The 18920-nt window shown below is 44.8% G+C and carries 19 protein-coding genes, 1 tRNA gene and 1 rRNA gene; 15 read left to right on the top strand and 6 right to left on the bottom strand.

Annotated features, from left to right (window positions below; genetic code table 11):
* Positions 1-186 precede the first annotated feature (186 nt).
* The 6 genes from rrf (at position 187) to tsaD (ending at position 3193) form a co-directional block, all read left to right on the top strand.
* Positions 187-302: ribosomal RNA gene (rrf, locus tag C232_RS0110280) — 5S ribosomal RNA — on the top strand.
* Positions 303-319: 17 nt separating this feature from the next.
* Positions 320-393, top strand: a tRNA-Met gene (locus tag C232_RS0110275).
* 171 nt (positions 394-564) lie between these two features.
* A complete protein-coding gene (tsaE, locus tag C232_RS0110270) occupies positions 565-1020 on the top strand; it encodes a tRNA (adenosine(37)-N6)-threonylcarbamoyltransferase complex ATPase subunit type 1 TsaE (protein ID WP_018663934.1) in 456 nt (151 codons plus the stop codon).
* Positions 1017-1712, top strand: a complete 696-nt coding sequence (gene tsaB, locus C232_RS0110265) for a tRNA (adenosine(37)-N6)-threonylcarbamoyltransferase complex dimerization subunit type 1 TsaB (RefSeq protein WP_018663933.1) — start codon at positions 1017-1019, stop codon at positions 1710-1712. The genes tsaE and tsaB overlap by 4 nt, the downstream gene beginning before the upstream one ends.
* Positions 1713-1721: 9 nt before the next feature.
* Complete coding sequence (gene rimI, locus C232_RS0110260; RefSeq protein WP_081622751.1) at positions 1722-2177, top strand: ribosomal protein S18-alanine N-acetyltransferase; 456 nt, start codon at positions 1722-1724, stop codon at positions 2175-2177.
* Positions 2177-3193 carry a tRNA (adenosine(37)-N6)-threonylcarbamoyltransferase complex transferase subunit TsaD gene (gene tsaD, locus C232_RS0110255; RefSeq protein ID WP_018663931.1) on the top strand — a complete coding sequence of 339 codons (1017 nt, stop codon included), beginning with the start codon at positions 2177-2179 and terminating at the stop codon, positions 3191-3193. The genes rimI and tsaD overlap by 1 nt, the downstream gene beginning before the upstream one ends.
* Before the next feature lie 377 nt (positions 3194-3570).
* Here the strand turns inward: tsaD and C232_RS0110250 are convergent, their stop codons facing one another.
* Complete coding sequence (locus C232_RS0110250; RefSeq protein ID WP_018663930.1) at positions 3571-5490, bottom strand: ABC-F family ATP-binding cassette domain-containing protein; 1920 nt, start codon at positions 5488-5490, stop codon at positions 3571-3573.
* A 312-nt stretch (positions 5491-5802) separates the two neighbouring features.
* Between C232_RS0110250 and C232_RS0110245 the strand changes: the two genes are divergently transcribed.
* The 3 genes from C232_RS0110245 to tatC are packed head-to-tail and all read left to right on the top strand — an operon-like array spanning position 5803 to position 7407.
* On the top strand, positions 5803-6477 hold the full coding sequence (locus C232_RS0110245; RefSeq protein WP_018663929.1) for a redox-sensing transcriptional repressor Rex: 675 nt from the start codon (positions 5803-5805) through the stop codon (positions 6475-6477).
* A 49-nt stretch (positions 6478-6526) separates the two neighbouring features.
* A complete protein-coding gene (locus C232_RS20370) occupies positions 6527-6652 on the top strand; it encodes a hypothetical protein (RefSeq protein WP_018663928.1) in 126 nt (41 codons plus the stop codon).
* A complete protein-coding gene (gene tatC / locus C232_RS0110235; protein WP_018663927.1) occupies positions 6649-7407 on the top strand; it encodes a twin-arginine translocase subunit TatC in 759 nt (252 codons plus the stop codon). Before C232_RS20370 ends, tatC begins: the two co-directional genes overlap by 4 nt.
* A 112-nt stretch (positions 7408-7519) precedes the next feature.
* Here the strand turns inward: tatC and C232_RS0110230 are convergent, their stop codons facing one another.
* Positions 7520-7714 (bottom strand): YdiK family protein, encoded by a 195-nt coding sequence (locus tag C232_RS0110230; RefSeq protein WP_018663926.1) that lies wholly within the window; start codon positions 7712-7714, stop codon positions 7520-7522.
* Positions 7711-8514: a CPBP family intramembrane glutamic endopeptidase gene (locus tag C232_RS0110225; RefSeq protein WP_018663925.1), complete on the bottom strand. Its 804-nt coding sequence runs from the start codon at positions 8512-8514 to the stop codon at positions 7711-7713. Before C232_RS0110225 ends, C232_RS0110230 begins: the two co-directional genes overlap by 4 nt.
* A 300-nt stretch (positions 8515-8814) precedes the next feature.
* Between C232_RS0110225 and groES the strand changes: the two genes are divergently transcribed.
* Together groES and groL are read left to right on the top strand one after the other, a co-directional pair.
* Entirely contained in the window at positions 8815-9099 is a 285-nt protein-coding gene (gene groES / locus C232_RS0110220; RefSeq protein ID WP_018663924.1) for a co-chaperone GroES, read from the top strand.
* A 118-nt stretch (positions 9100-9217) separates the two neighbouring features.
* Complete coding sequence (groL, locus tag C232_RS0110215; RefSeq protein WP_018663923.1) at positions 9218-10852, top strand: chaperonin GroEL; 1635 nt, start codon at positions 9218-9220, stop codon at positions 10850-10852.
* Positions 10853-10953: 101 nt separating this feature from the next.
* Here groL and C232_RS0110210 read toward each other — a convergent pair whose 3' ends face one another.
* The 3 genes from C232_RS0110210 to C232_RS0110200 form a co-directional block, all read right to left on the bottom strand.
* Complete coding sequence (locus C232_RS0110210) at positions 10954-11370, bottom strand: GtrA family protein (protein ID WP_018663922.1); 417 nt, start codon at positions 11368-11370, stop codon at positions 10954-10956.
* 62 nt (positions 11371-11432) lie between these two features.
* Positions 11433-12431: a glycosyltransferase family 2 protein gene (locus C232_RS0110205; protein WP_018663921.1), complete on the bottom strand. Its 999-nt coding sequence runs from the start codon at positions 12429-12431 to the stop codon at positions 11433-11435.
* 31 nt (positions 12432-12462) lie between these two features.
* Positions 12463-14154: a DUF6044 family protein gene (locus C232_RS0110200; RefSeq protein WP_018663920.1), complete on the bottom strand. Its 1692-nt coding sequence runs from the start codon at positions 14152-14154 to the stop codon at positions 12463-12465.
* 352 nt (positions 14155-14506) lie between these two features.
* Here C232_RS0110200 and C232_RS0110190 point away from each other — a divergent pair, with 352 nt between their 5' ends.
* From C232_RS0110190 to nadE, 4 genes are all read left to right on the top strand, one after another.
* Positions 14507-15562: a dipeptide epimerase gene (locus tag C232_RS0110190; RefSeq protein ID WP_018663919.1), complete on the top strand. Its 1056-nt coding sequence runs from the start codon at positions 14507-14509 to the stop codon at positions 15560-15562.
* 231 nt (positions 15563-15793) lie between these two features.
* Positions 15794-16348, top strand: a complete 555-nt coding sequence (locus tag C232_RS0110185; RefSeq protein WP_018663918.1) for a cysteine hydrolase family protein — start codon at positions 15794-15796, stop codon at positions 16346-16348.
* Between the two features lie 24 nt (positions 16349-16372).
* Positions 16373-17836 (top strand): nicotinate phosphoribosyltransferase, encoded by a 1464-nt coding sequence (locus tag C232_RS0110180; protein WP_018663917.1) that lies wholly within the window; start codon positions 16373-16375, stop codon positions 17834-17836.
* Positions 17837-17960: 124 nt separating this feature from the next.
* Positions 17961-18788 carry an ammonia-dependent NAD(+) synthetase gene (nadE, locus tag C232_RS0110175; RefSeq protein WP_018663916.1) on the top strand — a complete coding sequence of 276 codons (828 nt, stop codon included), beginning with the start codon at positions 17961-17963 and terminating at the stop codon, positions 18786-18788.
* The last annotated feature ends 132 nt before the right edge of the window (positions 18789-18920 follow it).

Below are 18920 nucleotides of genomic sequence, written 5' to 3'. Positions count from 1 at the left end.
ACTGAGATAAAGGAAACACAGCGAGTGGTTTTTACGAGCTGATGTTGATTTATCGGAGGGAGAAGACGGAGAAATACGCCAGCCGATAGGCGCTGGAGCTGGACAGTTTAGAAGTGCAATTCTTGGTTTTACTTGTTTTTCTCCTATCCAGTTTTGAAGGAATACATCCTTTACAACTCAATACGGTCCGGCAATAATGGCGAGAAGGCCACACCCGTTTCCATCCCGAACACGGAAGTTAAGCTTCTCAGCGCCGATGGTAGTTGGGGGTTTCCCCCTGCGAGAGTAGGACATTGCCGGGCTGTAACCTTTATATTATCGCGGGGTGGAGCAGTCTGGTAGCTCGTCGGGCTCATAACCCGAAGGTCGTAGGTTCAAATCCTACCCCCGCAATCAGTAAATAACAAGCAGACATAAAAAATGTCCTGCTTGTTATTTTTTATCCGGGTTTTTTTGCTCATTTCATAAAAATAGGTTAAACTATAATTACAAGAATTACCTTAGGATGGGTTCCTAAGGCTTTTTTTATAAAAAATGAATTCTGCAAAAAGGGGATTCAGAACAATGAATACATATAATTGGATTTCCGGCAGCCCTGAGGAAACATTTACCTTTGCGGCAAAGATGGCCGAACATCTCAAGCCTGGTGATGTACTCCTATTGGAAGGTGATCTGGGGGCGGGAAAAACAACGTTTACGAAAGGAATAGCAAAAGGACTTGGCATTCAACGGACAGTCAACAGCCCGACATTTACGCTTATAAAAGAATACCGGGGGCGTATGCCGCTGTACCATATGGATGTATACCGATTGGAAGATTCCGGGGAAGATCTTGGCTTTGACGAATATTTTGAAGGCGGGGGTGTGACCATCGTGGAATGGGCGCATATGATTAAAGACCAGCTTCCGGATGAATATTTGGAGATCAGCATCCGCCATCTTGGGGATAACAGGCGCAGCATTGAAGCCAAACCCAATGGAAAGAGATACGTATTATTATGTGAGGAGTCTTTTTCATGAAAGTCTTGGCAATTGATACATCAAATGAAGTATTAGGGGTTTCCTTGATCGACGGTAAAAAAGTGCTGGCTGAATATATGACCAATCTGAAAAAAAACCACAGTATCCGCGTGATGCCGGCCATTCAGCAAATCATGAAGGACTGCAGTGTCGAACCGTCTGAACTGGATAAAATTGTTGTGGCAAAGGGACCGGGTTCCTATACAGGAATCAGGATTGGGGTTACGATTGCAAAAACGATGGCCTGGAGCTTGAAAATTCCCTTGGCCGGTGTCTCAAGCCTGAAGTTTATGGCGGCAGCAGGACGGTATTTCAACGGCTATATTTCGCCGCTGTTTGATGCAAGAAGAGGCCGGATCTACACCGGCCTTTACCGGTATCAGGATGGACGAATTGAGACGGTAATTGATGACTGCAATGTACCAGCTGCTGATTGGGGAGAGCGGCTGCGCAAATATGGCCGGCCTGTTTTGTTTATTGGCCAGGATGTCGCCCTGCACGAAGATACTTTAAAGGATCAGTTGCAGCACCAAATGTTTGTTGCAGATTGGACTCTGCATATTCCGCGCCCCGGCGAATTGGCCAAACTCGGAATCGAACAGCCGGCGGAAGAGGTACACACATTTGTTCCAAATTACATACGTTTAGTAGAAGCTGAAGCAAAATGGCTTGAAAAGCATAAAAGAGATTAAAGTTAGGATATGAGGAAAATGGGAGATATCATTCTGCGAAAAGCCACACTGGACGATTTGGAGGGCATATACAATGTGGAAAAGCAATCCTTTACGATGCCGTGGACGCGGGAAGCTTTTTACAACGAATTTGTCCATAACCATTTCGCAACGTATTTGGTTCTCGTTGACGAGGAGAAGATTATCGGGTACTGCGGGGTATGGATTATTATTGATGAAGCGCATGTGACCAACCTCGCAGTATTGCCTGAATACCGCGGCCGTAAGTTGGGAGAAGCATTGTTAATGCATGTAATGGAGTATGCACAGTTGAGCAAAGCAAAAACATTGAGTTTGGAAGTGCGCGTCAGCAATACTATTGCAAGGTCCCTCTATAAAAAACTGGGATTTCAGGAAGGCGGCATACGAAAGGGTTACTATACAGATAATTATGAAGATGCGATTGTGATGTGGGTGAACTTATGATGAAAAAAGATTTATTGGTGTTAGGCATAGAAACGAGCTGTGACGAAACAGCAGCAGCGGTGATTCAAAACGGAACGAAAATTGTTTCAAATGTGGTGGCTTCCCAAATTGAAAGCCACAAGCGTTTTGGCGGCGTGGTACCGGAACTTGCTTCCCGCCATCACGTTGAACAAATTACAATTGTCATTGAGGCGGCAATGGAAGAAGCCGGTATTACTTTTCAGGATTTGGATGCAATTGCCGTAACAGAAGGGCCGGGCCTGGTGGGAGCGCTGCTGGTCGGTGTCAATGCTGCAAAGGCACTTGCTTTTGCAAATGGCCTCCCGCTTGTAGGCGTCCATCATATTGCCGGCCATATTTATGCCAATCGGCTGGAAAGCGAGATGAAATTCCCGTTACTCGCATTGGTTGTTTCCGGCGGCCATACGGAGCTTGTACTGATGAAAGGCCATGCTGAATTTGAAGTCATCGGGGAAACAAGGGACGATGCCGCCGGGGAAGCGTATGATAAGGTGGCGCGGACATTGGGGCTTCCATATCCGGGAGGCCCGCAAATTGACCGCCTTGCCCATGAAGGTGAAGCAAATATTGATTTGCCGCGCTCGTGGCTCGAAGGTTCCTATGATTTCAGCTTTAGCGGATTAAAATCAGCGGTCATCAACACGCTGCATAATGCGGAACAAAGAGGGGAGACAATCAAGCCTGAAGACATGGCGGCAAGTTTTCAGCAAAGCGTGATCGATGTCCTTGTTTCTAAGACGCTTGAGGCCGTACATGAATTTAATGTAAAAGAAGTGCTGGTTGCGGGCGGCGTCGCAGCGAATAAAGGACTCCGCGCCGCCTTAAAGACAGCTTTTCTCGAGTTGCCGGAAGTCGAACTAAGCATCCCCCCGATCCGCTTGTGCACAGATAATGCAGCCATGATCGGGGCTTGCGGCACTGTTTTGTTTGAAAAAGGGAAGCGGAGCGCGCTTGATTTAAATGCCGATCCCGGGCTTGAAATGGACAACTTCTAAATAAAAAACTTATACACATGTGAATCATTCAGGTTGTTGTGTTGAACACAAGCATAACAACCTTTTTTTGATTGATTTATACAAAATAAACAGAATTGTGCACAATCTGTGGAAAAGTTGTTGATAACAATCTCGATCTGTGTAAAACTTATCAAATTCTTGCTTAAAAACCTGTGTATAATGTGGATAAAATTGTTGATAATTGTGGACTTTGTGGAAAACCAAATGAAAAAGCCGTGCATCAAGAAGTAAACTGTGCATAAAGATGTGAATAGATTTACAATGCTTTTGGAAGATTTGATTTGAAAACACAAAAAAAGCCGGGCTGCTGACCGCCATGTCCTTTAAGCATGGCGATTCAACGGCGCGGCTTCATGTTATTCACTCAATTCAGCCCATTCGTCCATCAAGGCATCGAGTTGTTTCTTGCGGTCTTCCATTTCTTTCGTGAATTGCAGCATCTTCTGATGATCCTGAAAAATATCGGGGTCTGACAGTTTATGTTCCCATTCACTTATTTCGGTTTCAAGTTTTTCAATATTCGTTTCGATCTCTTCAATTCTTCGTTTTTTCTGGCGCTCTAATTTCTTTGCTTCTTTATCGATTTTGTAGTTTGTCTTTGCAGGCTGTTCTGTTTTCTTTCTGTCTTGCTGGAAGTTCTCAAGCCTTTCAAGTTCCAGCATTTCTTCCCGTTTTTGGACATAATAATCATAATCGCCGAGAAATTCGCGCGTCCCCTCTTGGGAGAGTTCGATGACTTTAGTAGCAATCCGGTTAATAAAGTAGCGGTCGTGCGAGATAAATAAGATTGTCCCGGGATAATCGATTAATGCATTTTCCAATACTTCCTTGCTGTCCAGGTCAAGGTGGTTTGTGGGTTCGTCGAGGATCAGGAAATTGGCTTTTTGCAGCATAAGTTTTGCGAGGGCGAGGCGCGCTTTTTCACCGCCGCTCAAAGAAGACACGTTTTTTAACACATCATCCCCGGAAAATAGGAAATTTCCCAGTGCCGAGCGAATTTCTTTTTCCGGTTTAAGCGGATATTCATCCCAAAGTTCCTGCAAAACATTTTTATTTGAAGAGAGATCTGCCTGCTCCTGGTCATAGTAGCCGATTGTGACATTGGAGCCAAACTGAATGGTACCGGAAAGCAACGGAATTTTATCGATAATGGTTTTGATCAATGTCGATTTACCGATTCCGTTCGGGCCGACAAGCGCTACGCTGTCTTCTCTTTTTACTGAAAATGTGATATTGCGGGTAATGGCTTTGTGGTTGTAGCCAATTTCCGCATCGATGACATGCAGCACTTCATTGCCGCTTTGTTTTTCTATTTCAAAACTGAAATGGGCCGATTTTTCGTCCCCGGCCGGCCGGTCCATCAATTCCATTCTGTCAAGCTGTTTCCGCCGGCTTTGGGCACGCTTTGTCGTCGTCGCGCGGGCAATATTTTTTTGGATAAAATCCTGCAGTTTGGCAACTTTCTCCTGCTGCTTTTCGTACTGCTTCAAATCCCGCTCATATTGCTCCGCTTTTTGAACGAGATAGCTGCTGTAATTGCCGTGGAATTTTCTGATCGAATGGCGGGAGATTTCATATACCTGGTTGACTACTTTATCAAGAAAATAGCGGTCATGCGAAACGATTAAGATGGCGCCCTGGTAGCTTTGCAAATATTGCTCAAGCCAGGAGAGCGTTTCAATATCAAGATGGTTAGTAGGCTCGTCCAGAATCAGGATATCGGGTTTTTTCAGCAACAGTTTCGCGAGTGCAAGCCGCGTTTTTTGGCCGCCGCTAAGCGTATGGATCGGTGTGCTGTAATCGTATTGCTGAAAGTTAAACCCGTGCAAAACAGAGCGGATATCTGCTTCGAATTGGTAACCGCCTTCGTCCTTAAACCGGATTTGCAAGTCATCATACGCTTGCATCAGCTTTTCGTAAGCATTCGGATTGTTGTAAACGGAAGGCTCGGTCATTTTTTGTTCCATCGACCGCAGCTGCTTTTCCATTTTACGGAGATTTTCAAACACAGACAGCATTTCATCCCAAATCGACAAATTGGATTCCAGCCCCGTATTTTGCGCTAAATAACCAATTTCGACACCGTTTGGCCTGATGATGGCGCCTTCATCATACGATAGCTGGCCTGCAATCATTTTCAAAAGGGTGGATTTTCCTGCTCCGTTCCTCCCGACTAACGCAATGCGGTCTTTTGTCTGAATTTCTAATTTTATATTGGATAAAATAAGTTCAGCACCAAAATATTTTGTGATTTGTTGAACTTGCAGTAACATCATCTTTGTATTCACCTCTGTAATATAGTAAGTGTACAGTAAAAGAGGCAGGCTCCGCAACAGAATTGCCACCTGTCAATCATTAGCAAAAAAGCTTGACATAATAGCTGTCATGCGTTTGAATTTGTGATATATTTAACATAGTGGAAGAGAATTTTAGTATGGAAGATCGTATTTTTAAAGTTGTAATTTATATTTGCAACATTTAGGAGTAAGATAAAAGTAAAGGTTGGCAGCGCTTCCAGTGATTCAGCCGTTTATTTTTAGAGAAAAAAGATCCAAAATACGACGATTCAACATGGGGGACTCATATATATGAAAGACGAATCAGCTAAAATACCACAAGCAACAGCAAAACGGTTACCATTATATTATCGTTACTTGCGAAATTTGTATACACTTGGAAAACAAAGGGTTTCATCCGCTGAACTGAGCGAGGCGGTGAAAGTCGATTCAGCAACGATCCGCCGGGACTTTTCCTATTTCGGGGCATTGGGAAAAAAAGGATATGGCTATAATGTTAAATATTTATTATCTTTTTTCAGTAAAACTTTAAACCAGGATGAAATGACAGGCGTTGCGCTGATCGGCGTCGGAAATCTGGGTACGGCGTTATTGAACTATAACTTTTCCAAAAACAACAGTGCAAAGATTGTGATGGCATTTGACAGCGATGACAGCAAGGTAGGCAAACGGGTAGGGGACGTCCCGGTATTCAGCATGGGTGAACTGAAATCGCGCCTTTGCCAGGAAGACATTACGGTTGTTATTTTGACGGTGCCGTCCACTGCTGCACAAGTTGTTACGGACCAATTGGCAGATACCAATGTGAAAGGCATTCTAAACTTTACGCCCGCCCGCTTGAATGTACCGGCGAATATTCGTGTCCACCATATTGATCTGGCTGTGGAACTCCAGGCCCTTATTTACTTTTTGCAACACTATTCAAATGAGGCGGAAAATTCCCAAGAAAGTATAATGAAGTCATAGCCAAATCTGCTTTTTTCCGTTATCATATGGGGTACAGGGGGGTGCCCGGATGAAAACGGCATTAAGAAACGGGTTGGAATTATCTGGAATTGTGAAAGCGCGCATGAAAGACGGTCCGGCAGCCGGGGCTTGCAAAAAAAGACTGCTGGTAAGCATTTCGGGTGAAGCGGTTTGAATGCAAAAGACATGACGGTTGCCGAACATATCCAGGAGTTGAGAAAACGGCTGATTACGGTTGTCGTTTTCTTTGTTCTTGCTGTGATAATAAGCCTGTTTGCCGCCAAGCCCGTGATCCGCTATTTGCAGCATGCAGAAGAAGCCCGGATGTTAACGATGAACGCTTTTAGGGTGACCGATCCATTAAAGGTGTACATGGAAGTGACGATCGTGATTGCCTGCCTTTTGGTTCTGCCGGTCATTCTTTATCAGCTCTGGGCCTTTGTCAGCCCGGGCCTGTATGAGAAAGAGCGGAGAATTACATTAAGTTTTATTCCGATTTCTTTTCTTCTGTTCATTTCCGGCGTTTTATTTGCCTATTATGTTCTCTTTCCATTAATGGTTCACTTTATGATAGGGCTGTCAAATGAAATGGGCATTCATAGCGTGATCGGGATCCGTGAATATTTCAGCTTTTTGCTCCGCATTACGCTGCCTTTTGGATTTGTTTTCCAAATGCCGGTCATCACGATGTTTTTTACCCGCCTTGGCATCATCACACCGAAACTTTTAAAAAAAGCCAGGAAGTACGCCTATTTTTCCTTAATCGTAACGGCGGCGGTGATGACACCCCCGGATGTTTTTTCCCAGCTGATTGTAAGCATTCCGCTGATTGTGTTATATGAAATCAGCATCGGGATATCGGCGATGGCTTACCGTAAAGCAAAGGCGCCGGGTGAAAAACCGGTTTTGGACGGGACAGCGGCACCTTAAAAAGCTGGAAAAGATTTGTAAGCGTTTGAAATGATCAAAACGGAATGATAACAGCCGGGTGTTTGAGGATCCAGCGTGGGTCGCACACCCGGCTTTTTTTGTGTAAGGTTCTTTATTTTTTTGCCGACTTTTTAATTTTGAAGTGAAGCAGAATCAATCTGATCCCTGATCCTAAATCTAAAGTGGCAATGAAAAGCAGGAGGTAGCAAAAAAAACCCCAGCCGCTTACCCGTACCTGCTGAATGGCGAAATAAGTAAATAAAGCCCCGAGCAGGCAATTGATGACTCCTGAAAAAAGTGGTCTCATAAAATAAATCCTCCAATTATGCTGTTAACCTCATGGAATTGTAATGACTGCTGAATAGACGGCTGCATGAATTGCAGGACCACAACAATGGTATTCATCGTAACATGCGCAAACATAGGAACAGTAATCCGCTTTGTCTTTTCATATAAAAAGGCAAGGGTAAGTCCGAGAAGAGAATAGAGAAACAAATGGCTGGGTTCCGTGTGGGCAAGCCCGAAAATAACAGAGCTGATGACTCCCGAGATGATAAATGAGAAGCGCTTGCGCAGGGAGCCGAAAATGATCTTGCGGAAGACGATTTCTTCCATAATCGGACCAGCGATTGAACTGATCAGAATCACAAGCGGAAACCGCTCAATCAGTGTTAAGATTTGCTTCGTATTGTCCGAGGTTTGTGAAACGCCGAAAAGTGATTCAACTGTTACGCCGGCTGCCTGGGCAAAGAAGGTGAGAAAGACACCGAAAACCGCCCATACAGCAGAAGCCCCCGCCGGCATCGCCTCAACCCGGCTCTTTTCTTTTTGCAGCGCCTTCCGTAAAAAATGCAGGACAATGGCCAGCCCAACCAAAAAGCTAATGACAGTCCAAAGCGGAGGAGTCAATGTTTTCATACTGGCGGCAGGCTCATGAAAAACCTTCACTCCGATACGGTAAACAAGCGGATAGCCTATAATATTGGAGAACAGCATGAGAACATAAGTCGCCAGAATATAAATGTACTCTTTTTTCACACGGCTATTTCCTTTCTGGATATTGATATCGTTCGCGCTTTTAAATTGGATTTTTTCATCTACTTTCATGCACGTATACCTTACATTGTACTATTGAACGCCCTTCCGTTCAAATCATGGGCAAACGGCTTACAAAAACAGACCGGGATATAAATGAACGCAAGGCCTTCAAACTTGCATAATCGGGTTTTATTACAGCATACTTTTAGAGGGAAAAGGCACATGGGCAAAAAAACGAAAAAAGTTGCATTTAAGACTTGCAAAAAAGAAGTGAATTATTTATTATTATAATTGTGTTAGCACTCATGAGGCGTGAGTGCTAATAATGGATAAAAAATTACATAATACGAACTAAGGAGGTTGTTTCACTTGTTAAAACCACTAGGTGATCGCGTCGTAATTGAATTGGTGGAATCTGAAGAAAAAACGGCAAGCGGCATTGTGCTGCCTGAGTCTGCAAAGGAAAAGCCGCAAGAAGGCAAAGTTGTAGCTGTAGGTTCCGGGCGTGTATTGGAAAATGGTGAGCGTGTTTCCCTTGATGTAGCGGAAGGTGACCGTATTATCTTTTCAAAATATGCTGGTACAGAAGTGAAATACCAAGGAAACGAATATTTAATCTTACGTGAAAGCGATATTTTAGCTATCGTTGAATAAACATAGTTTTTGTATTCATTTAAGTGGGCATTTGTGCCACGCAAACCGTGTGTTTTGTAGTTGAACAAACCCATTCCGTGAATAAGAATGGTTCATTTTATACGAGGAGGTTTTTTAAATGGCAAAAGAGATGAAATTTGGCGAAGAAGCACGCCGCGGTATGCTTCGCGGTGTTGACAAACTTGCAGATGCTGTCAAAGTAACATTAGGTCCTAAAGGCCGCAATGTTGTGCTGGAGAAAAAATTCGGTTCACCGCTGATTACAAATGACGGTGTTACGATTGCAAAAGAAATTGAACTTGAAGATGCTTTCGAAAACATGGGTGCGAAACTGGTTTCTGAAGTTGCCAGCAAAACAAACGATGTTGCCGGTGACGGAACAACGACTGCAACCGTTTTGGCCCAAGCCATGATCCGCGAAGGGTTGAAAAACGTAACCGCAGGCGCAAACCCTGTTGGCATTCGCAAAGGGATTGAAAAAGCTGTTGCTGCAGCCGTAGAAGAATTAAAAGCCATCTCTAAACCAATCGAAGGCAAAGCTTCAATCGCACAAGTTGCTGCGATTTCTTCAGCTGATGAAGAAGTTGGTGAATTGATCGCGGAAGCAATGGAACGCGTTGGCAACGATGGCGTTATCACCATTGAAGAATCAAAAGGCTTCTCAACCGAAATGGATGTTGTCGAAGGGATGCAATTTGACCGCGGTTATGCATCACCATACATGGTAACCGATTCGGATAAAATGGAAGCTGTTCTGGATGACCCATACATTTTAATTACCGATAAAAAGATTTCAAACATCCAGGAAATCCTGCCTGTTCTGGAACAAGTGGTCCAACAAGGCAAACCGCTTCTGTTGATTGCTGAAGACGTTGAAGGTGAAGCACTGGCAACACTGGTTGTCAACAAACTCCGCGGCACATTCAATGCTGTTGCCGTTAAAGCTCCTGGCTTCGGTGACCGTCGTAAAGCGATGCTCGAAGATATCGCAACATTAACAGGCGGCGAAGTCATTACGGAAGAACTGGGCCTTGACCTGAAATCTGCAACGGTTGAACAACTTGGCCGTGCCGGAAAAGTTGTCGTAACAAAAGAAACGACAACGATCGTTGAAGGCGCAGGCGACTCTGCTGCAATTTCAGCCCGCGTCAACCAAATCCGTGCCCAATTGGAAGAAACCACTTCTGAATTTGACCGTGAAAAACTGCAGGAACGCCTTGCAAAATTGGCTGGCGGCGTTGCAGTCATCAAAGTTGGTGCTGCAACTGAAACAGAACTAAAAGAACGCAAACTCCGTATTGAAGATGCGTTGAACTCAACACGTGCTGCTGTTGAGGAAGGAATCGTCGCAGGCGGTGGTACTGCACTTGTCAATGTCGTCCAAAAAGTTTCTTCAATTGAGGCAGAAGGCGACGTTGCAACAGGTGTGAACATTGTGTTGCGCGCCTTGGAAGAACCGGTACGCCAAATTGCGTTGAATGCCGGCCTTGAAGGCTCTGTAATTGTTGACCGCCTGAAAAAAGAAAAAGTCGGCATCGGCTACAATGCTGCAAACGGCGAATGGGTAAACATGATCGACGCCGGTATTGTGGACCCGACAAAAGTTACCCGTTCAGCACTTCAAAATGCTGCATCTGTCGCAGCAATGCTGCTCACAACAGAAGCCGTTGTGGCTGACAAACCTGAACCAGCTGCTGCACCTGCGGCAGGCGGCGGCATGCCTGACATGGGCGGAATGGGCGGTATGATGTAATAAACGCCCGTCTTTAGAAAAATAGAACGAGCAAAAGCTGCTTCTGTATAAAACGGAAGCAGCTTTTTTCTTCGGAAAAATCATCTTATATAAATCTCCCGTTAACTCTGCCCGGCCTGTTTGCGGCTTTCCTGAAACACCCAGAGCCGGCTTCCCATGAAGTTAACAGCAATCCCGGCTAAAGTTGCAATGACTTTGGCGTATAAAAGCGGCCAATGCCATTGCTGGTGAAATAAAAAGAGTAAAAAGGAAGTCAGCCCGTAAACGAACAGGTTGATGACCATAAACCGGAATGCTTCCTTGAAATTCGCTTTCTTCTTTACCTGAAAGGTCCAGAACCGGTTCAACAGGTAACTGTTCACCATGCCAGCCGTATAGGAACAAGCCTGTGCCGCAAGATACGGCACATGGATAAAAGTCAAAAGAAAAAATACAGCAAAATCTATGAGGGTGTTTGCTGCCCCGACAAGGCAGAATTTTAAAAATGTGGTGTATTGCCTGTTATGCTTTAAAATCACGGATCACGCCCTTCAAAAAAACACAAAGCCATGCATTCTTAGCTGGTTTGGCAATTATTTTATCACTTTCTCAGCTGTGAAGAAAAGGATTGTCCATCCTTTTTACCTGTTTTGTACAGGTTTCTTTCGATGGTGAATCGTGGACGCTTTTTCACCTCTTTAAATATTTTGCCGATATACTCCCCAATCAGCCCGATTGCCATCAGTTCAAGTCCGCTGAGAAGCCAGATTGAGAGAATCAAAGAGGTCCAGCCCGAGACAGTCCGGTCGAGAAATTCTTCAATTAACGCATAAATACCGACAATGGCACTTAAAATAAAGGAAATAAATCCAAGTGCAGTTACAAAGCGGATGGGAGCGATACTGAATGAGGTAATGCCATCAAAAGCAAAAGCCAGCATTTTCTTTAAAGGATATTTTGATTCCCCGGCCATCCGCTCTTTCCTGTCATAATAAACTTTCGTAGATGGAAATCCCAGCAAAGGAACGATGCCGCGCAGAAAAAGGTTGGTTTCTTTATATTTTAGCAGTTCAGCGAGTGCTTTTTTGCTCATCAGCCTGAAATCCGCATGATCCGGTATCAGTTCGATGCCCAGTTTTCCCATTACCCAGTAAAATCCTTCCGCAGTGGTCCGTTTAAAAAACGTGTCTGTTTTGCGGCTGTCACGCACACCGTACACAATATCATATCCCTGCCAATATTTTTCAACGAAAGTCCGGATCACCTGTATATCATCCTGCAGATCGGCATCAATTGAAATCACGCAGTCCGAATGCTCAGCGGCAACTGTCAAACCTGCAAGCAGCGCATTTTGGTGCCCGGCGTTACGCGACAATTTTACGCCTTTTACAAGCGGGCTGCTGGAGGCGGCTGCCTCAATAATTTCCCAAGTCCGGTCGCGGCTGCCGTCATCCACGAACAACAAGCTGCTGTCTGCATTGACCAATTCCAAATCCATTAAAGCATCCATGACTTCCGAAAGCTGCCTGGTCGTTTCATTTAAAACTTCTTCTTCATTATAGCAAGGCACAACGATTGTTAAGTTTGGATATTGATTCATTCTTTTGATCTCCTCTTTTACCACAGCCCGGCTATTCTGCTTGATATAAATAAATGTCCCAGGCTGATTGTTGATGACGGAATACTTTCAACAACTTCAAATGTTCCTGTTCGGCATTTAGAATCGGAACCGCGGAAAAAATGTAACGGCCGCCCATTTTTTTAAATGCTTTTGTACTGATTTGCAGGTGGCGGATTTTTACATGGCTGTCTTTTTTAAATTCATAGTTTTTGCCCAGAGAACTGACAAAAATATAGCAGCGGTTTCCCCATTCATCGAAGTATCGTTTTAATTTCGGGCTCTTGTCCAGTTCTTTTGCAATGATCTTTCGAAACTGCCGCTTATAGGACAATGGATAATAGTTATTGTACGTATCGAGTGTGTAAAAACCATTGTATTGCGCGATGCTCGGGTGAATCCCGATGCTTGCAACCCGGTAGGAATCTTTCGGCTTGCCGATATAACGGCCGATTTCATTGAATTGCTGTACCGCATAAAACTGGTTGAACGAAGGTTTCCCTGCCGCCCGGTAGTAGATTTCCGGATTAAAGGCAAATAACACAAGAATTTGCAGTACGAGACAAACCTTCACAAACTTTTTCCATTTTAAACTGCGCTGCCATAAAAATAAGGCACCGGCTGCGAACATTGTATAAATAATGAAAGGGCGCAAAAAGTGGAATCTTGCAAAGTTAAATGTGTTAAACAAGCTGAATGCCTCTTTTAACGGCTCCCAGACTTTATGAAACCAAAAAGCATACCAAAGTGATAAAACGGCATTCAATATAAACAGCTGAACAAAACGTTTTTCCTTATGCCAGGCACCTGATTTGTAAATGTACCACATCACAATAAACGACAGCGGCAGGATCACAAGTGTGTGAACGGTCATATCATGGGTATGCCCGAAAGCATAATTCCATAAAGCGAGCCGCATGGTATGCCAAAAACCAAGCCTTGAACTGACAAAATCATTCCGGCTTGTCGGCATATCGGAAAAAACCAAAGAATAAACGAGCCGGTATTCAATCGCAAGATAAAGAACCACCATCCAAACGATGCTGCCGAAAAATTTTCTGTTCCAGTCCCGTTTTACAATGAGGTCGCGAAGCCACAGCAACCCCATGGCCGTTAAGAAAAAGAAAAACCCGAGTACAAAACTGGAGTAAAACGGCAGCAGTGTCAGCGTCAGCCACTCCTTCCATGTGGCTTGGCGCGCCCTTATATTTAAAAAGGCCCAAAGCGCAAGCGGCATGCCTAAAGTACTTAGCATCCCGGAAGGCCAAAACGGTGTAATCGCAAAGGCAAGTGCGGCCCAGACGCGGATCAGATAGGCATCCTTGTTTTGAATAAAATGCCGGCTTAACAGCAGGTACATGCCCAAAAAGGCGAAAATTCTTGTGATGGTCTGGCTGAGCGCGTAGGCTGTAACCGGCGGAAACCAGGCGTAAAGCCATTGAATGCCGCTGAACTCCGTGCCATAAGCATTTCTTGGCAGCCCGTTTGCGATTTGAGGAATGGTTGCGTTCAAAGGGCCAAATAATTCCCCGCTCCGATCCAGGACACGGTACCAGGCAATATTGGAATCCAAATTATCATGTACCCGGATGTGCATATTGCCGCCAAATATATACATCGGCGAAAGATAAATGGCAAGAATGAGAACGGCCAGCCATAAAGCTTTTCTTTCTGCCGGTAAAACGGATTTTTCTTGTCCTTTCATTATGTAAAACACACTCCTGTTCCCTGTGAAAAATTGTTTTGTTTCTAAGATGGTCTTGAAATGCGGCTGGTTCTTTCCTCATAAAATAAGCAGTAAATCTAAAAGTGCCTTCAATTATCGGCATACCTCTATCTTTCTCCCTTATCCTTGTAAATAGACGAGAGGAGAAGAAAAAAGTTCACAGGGAACAAACATGCAAATGAAAAAGCGGAACGTACGCGAAAAAACAGGCCGGACTAAACTGTCGAAAGAATTAGAAATCACGCATGGTTTTAAATAATAAGCGGGCGATTAATGGTATAATAATAGCAGCAAAAAATCGCTTTTTAAAAAACGAAGGGGAGAAGGCGCCATGATCATAAAGGATTTGCAGGTAAAGTACCGGAACATTCCACTGCTTGTTCCATTTAAAACAGCCTTACGGACAGCCGTGGATATTGACAGCATAGAGGTGGAAATCATGCTGGATAACGGCATCGTCGGCCTGGGGGCAGCTGCGCCAACCGTTGTGATTACGGGGGATTCTACGGAGAGCATCATGTCCGCACTTGCCGGGCCGATTAAAAAGGCACTCGTCGGGCTCGATTTAAAGCAATTTCAGACCACGTTAAAAAGGGTCCGGCTTTGCTGCATTGGCAATACAAGCGCTAAAGCGGCAGCGGATATGGCACTGCATGATGCTTATTCCAAATGGTTAAACGTGCCGCTGCATGCTTTTCTTGGCGGTTCCAAACGGATTCAAACCTCGATGACCATTGGCGTTGATACACCTGAAAAAATGGCATGGGATGCAGAAAAAAGCGTTGAGGCAGGTTTCCATTTGTTAAAAATCAAGGTGGGTGCGCACCCGGAAATGGATATTGTACGAATTGAGTCGATTCGGGAAGCTGTTCCCGCAGGCACAATGCTCAGGCTCGATGCCAATCAGGCCTGGTCCCCGAAGCAGGCGGTTAAGCTGCTAAATGAAATGGAAAAAAGGAATCTCGGGATCGAACTGGTGGAACAACCGGTTGCCGCACATGACTGGGAAGGATTAAAGTACGTCACAGAACATGTGGGCCTTCCGGTGATGGCGGATGAAAGTGTTTTTTCAGCAAAAGATGCACTTCAGCTTGTGTCTGGGCGCTATGCTGATCTGATCAACATCAAATTAATGAAATGCGGCGGGATTGCGGAAGCATGGAAAATTGCCAGTGTCGCTGAAGCAAACGGGGTAAAATGCATGGTGGGGAGCATGATGGAACCATCCCTTTCCGTTGCCGCCGCCGCCCATTTTGCAGCCGCCCATCCAAATATACACTATATGGATCTTGATGCGCCGCTATGGCTGTCTGAAGAACCGGATCATTTAACATATGACGGCGAGGATGTGCTTTTATCCGGCCGGGCCGGCATCGGTTTGGTTTAATCCGTGAATGAACGGCCGTATAACAGTTAATCAAACGATTGATTAACCGGCCGTTTGCATGCAGGTGGCAATTCATCAAACGATTGATGAATTTGCCGGCTTACCGGTGACTTTTTTAATCAATCGTTTGATTAAGACGGCGGCTGCCCTCCCCGGTTGATAAAAAGTTTTCTATCGGGCATGTTTCATGTACAATAAGGTTAATTTCAGAAAAAGACAGGGGGATCGGGAATGTGCGCAAAGAAGGCACTCATCAATATCGATTATACCAATGATTTCGTGGCAGCAGACGGCCGGTTAACCTGCGGGGAACCGGGCCGGCTTATTGAAGAAAATATTGTTGCGTTGACAAAATCCTTTCTCGAAGATGGCGAATATGTGGTGTTCGCGATTGATTGCCATCACGAAAATGACCCTTATCATCCGGAGACATCATTATTTCCGCCGCACAATATCGAAGGAACTTCCGGGCGGGCGCTATACGGGAAACTGCAGGCGCTGTTTGAAAAATATCGGGGCAGCGACAAAGTGCACGCAATCGATAAAACCCGTTACAGTGCTTTTTGCGGGACCGATTTGGAACTAAGATTGCGGGAACGCGGCATTTCGGAGCTTCATTTATGCGGGGTATGTACCGATATTTGTGTGCTGCACACGGCTGTAGATGCCTACAATAAGGGTTTCCGGCTGGTGATACATGAAAATGCGGTGGCAAGTTTTAACGCCCGGGGGCATGCATGGGCACTGGATCACTTTAAACATTCGCTTGGAGCGGAAGTTCGGTAAACCATGACTAGGAGTGGAAATAGAATGCATTATAAAGACGATAGTTTAGCGCTTCACACAGATTTGTACCAAATTAATATGGCCCAGGCCTATTGGAAAGACGGTATTCATAACCGGAAAGCGGTCTTCGAGGCTTATTTCAGAAAAATGCCGTTTGGCAATGGGTTTGCCATCTATGCCGGCCTCGAAAGAATTGTGGATTACTTGGAGCACTTTCGCTTTACCAATGATGATATCGAGTATTTGCGCAGCACCGGCGGCTATGACGAGGAATTTCTGAAGTATCTGGGTGAAATGAAGTTTACCGGAACCTTCCGATCGGTCCGTGAAGGAGAGCTCGTTTTTGGAAACGAACCGCTCATTCAGGTTGAAACTTCTTTAGCCGAAGCGCAAATCATTGAAACGGCGCTTTTAAATATCATCAATTACCAAACATTAATTGCCACAAAAGCGGCCAGAATTAAATTGGCTGCAGAAGATGGGGAACTTTACGAATTCGGAACAAGGCGGGCCCAGGAATTGGACGCAGCGATATGGGGGACACGTGCCGCTTATATCGGCGGTTTTGACGGGACAAGCAATGTCAGGGCCGGAAAACTGTTTGGCATGCCGATCAGCGGCACGCATGCCCATGCCATGGTGCAGGCTTACCGCGATGATTACACCGCTTTCCGGAAATACGCGGAGGCTTATAAAAATTGCCTTTTTCTTGTTGATACATATGACACACTGGGTTCGGGTGTGCCGAATGCCATTAAAGTCGCAAAAGAATTTGGAGATAAAATTAATTTTATCGGGATCCGCCTGGACAGCGGCGATATGGCTTTTTTATCGAAAAAGGCACGCAAAATGCTGGATGATGCCGGTTTTCCGGATGCGAAAATTTTTGCATCGAGCGACCTGGATGAATACACGATCTTCCATTTGAAAGCCCAGGGTGCAAAAATCGATGCCTGGGGCGTGGGCACAAAACTGATCACCGCCTATGACCAGCCTGCCCTCGGAGCCGTGTATAAAATGGTTTCCATTGAAGATGAGAACGGCAAAATGCAGGATACGATTAAAATTTCAAGCAATGCAGAGAAAGTGACGACACCGGGGCTGAAGAAAGTATACCGCATTATTAACAAACGGACGAATAAGCTGGAAGGCGACTATATTGCCCTGCAAGACGAAAATCCGGCGGAAGAAAAACGATTGAAAATGTTTCATCCAGTCCACACTTTCATCAGTAAATATGTGACCAATTTCGAAGCCGTGAATATCCATGAAACCATTTTTGAAAATGGCAGGCGGGTGTATGAACTTCCTGATTTAAACGGCATCAAAGAATATGCCAAAAGTAATTTAAACCTGCTGTGGGATGAGTACAAGCGCTCGCTGAATCCGGAAGAATACCCGGTAGACCTGAGCCAGAAATGCTGGGACAACAAAATGCGCAACATTGCCGAAGTACGTGAAAAAGTCGTCCAGTTCGATGAAGATTAAAAGAAGCCGGAACGCATTTGCATAACTCCGGAAATGGATGGTACAGGCAAAACTCAACAAAAGAGTTTTCAATCACCTGGATGGTGGCATAAAGACAATAAGTGTTGAACAAGGAGGAAGCAAAATGGATGCGATGCAAAAAAGAATTGTAGAAGAGATGAAAGTTCAGCCGGAAATTGATCCAAAAGAAGAAATCCGTAAGAGTGTGGATTTTCTAAAAAGCTACTTAAAAAAATACTCGTTTTTTAAAGGATTTGTGCTCGGTTTATCCGGCGGGCAGGACTCGACTTTGACCGGAAAACTGGCCCAGCTTGCGATTAACGAAATGAAAGAAGAAACAGGTAATCAGGACTACCAATTTATCGCAGTCAGGCTTCCGTATGGCAAACAAAAAGACGCGGCAGATGTTGAAGACGCTGTCCGGTTCATTCAGCCGGATAAAGATTTGACTGTGAATATAAAAGCGGCTGTTGATGCCAGTGAAGCTGCTTTGAGGGAAGCAGGCATTGAGCTCTCTGATTTTGCGAAAGGGAATGAAAAGGCCAGGGAAAGAATGAAAGTACAATACAGCATTGCGGCCATGGAAAACTGTGTAGTGCTGGGCACAGACCATTCTGCTGAAAATGTGACCGGATTTTACACCAAATACGGCGATGGCGGTTCAGATCTTGTCCCGATTTTCAGACTGAACAAACGCCAGGGAAAAATGCTGTTAAAAGAACTCGGCTGCCCGGAACATCTTTATCAGAAAACCCCGACAGCCGACCTGGAAGACGACCGGCCGCAGCTTGCCGATGAAGTGGCGCTCGGTGTGACGTATAATGATATTGATAACTATCTGGAAGGGAAAGAAGTATCGCCTGAAGCGAAAGCAAAGATTGAATCCTGGTACTTAAAAGGCCAGCACAAACGCCATATGCCGATTACAATCTTTGATGATTTTTGGAAATAATGGCTGCCTAAACCGGACATCGATGCAAAGATGCCCGGTTTTTTACTGACAACCGCTGCCCGCCATCCTGATGTTGTATTTGTAATCTTTCCACTTTTTATTTTTTGCGAACTATAGTATGGTAACTATATA

Origin of the sequence: Heyndrickxia acidiproducens DSM 23148 (assembly GCF_000374345.1) — a bacterium.
GTDB classification, from domain to species: domain Bacteria; phylum Bacillota; class Bacilli; order Bacillales; family Bacillaceae_C; genus Weizmannia; species Weizmannia acidiproducens.
The sequence above is the reverse complement of the archived record's forward strand: the minus strand, read 5'-3'. Positions and strand labels throughout refer to the sequence as shown.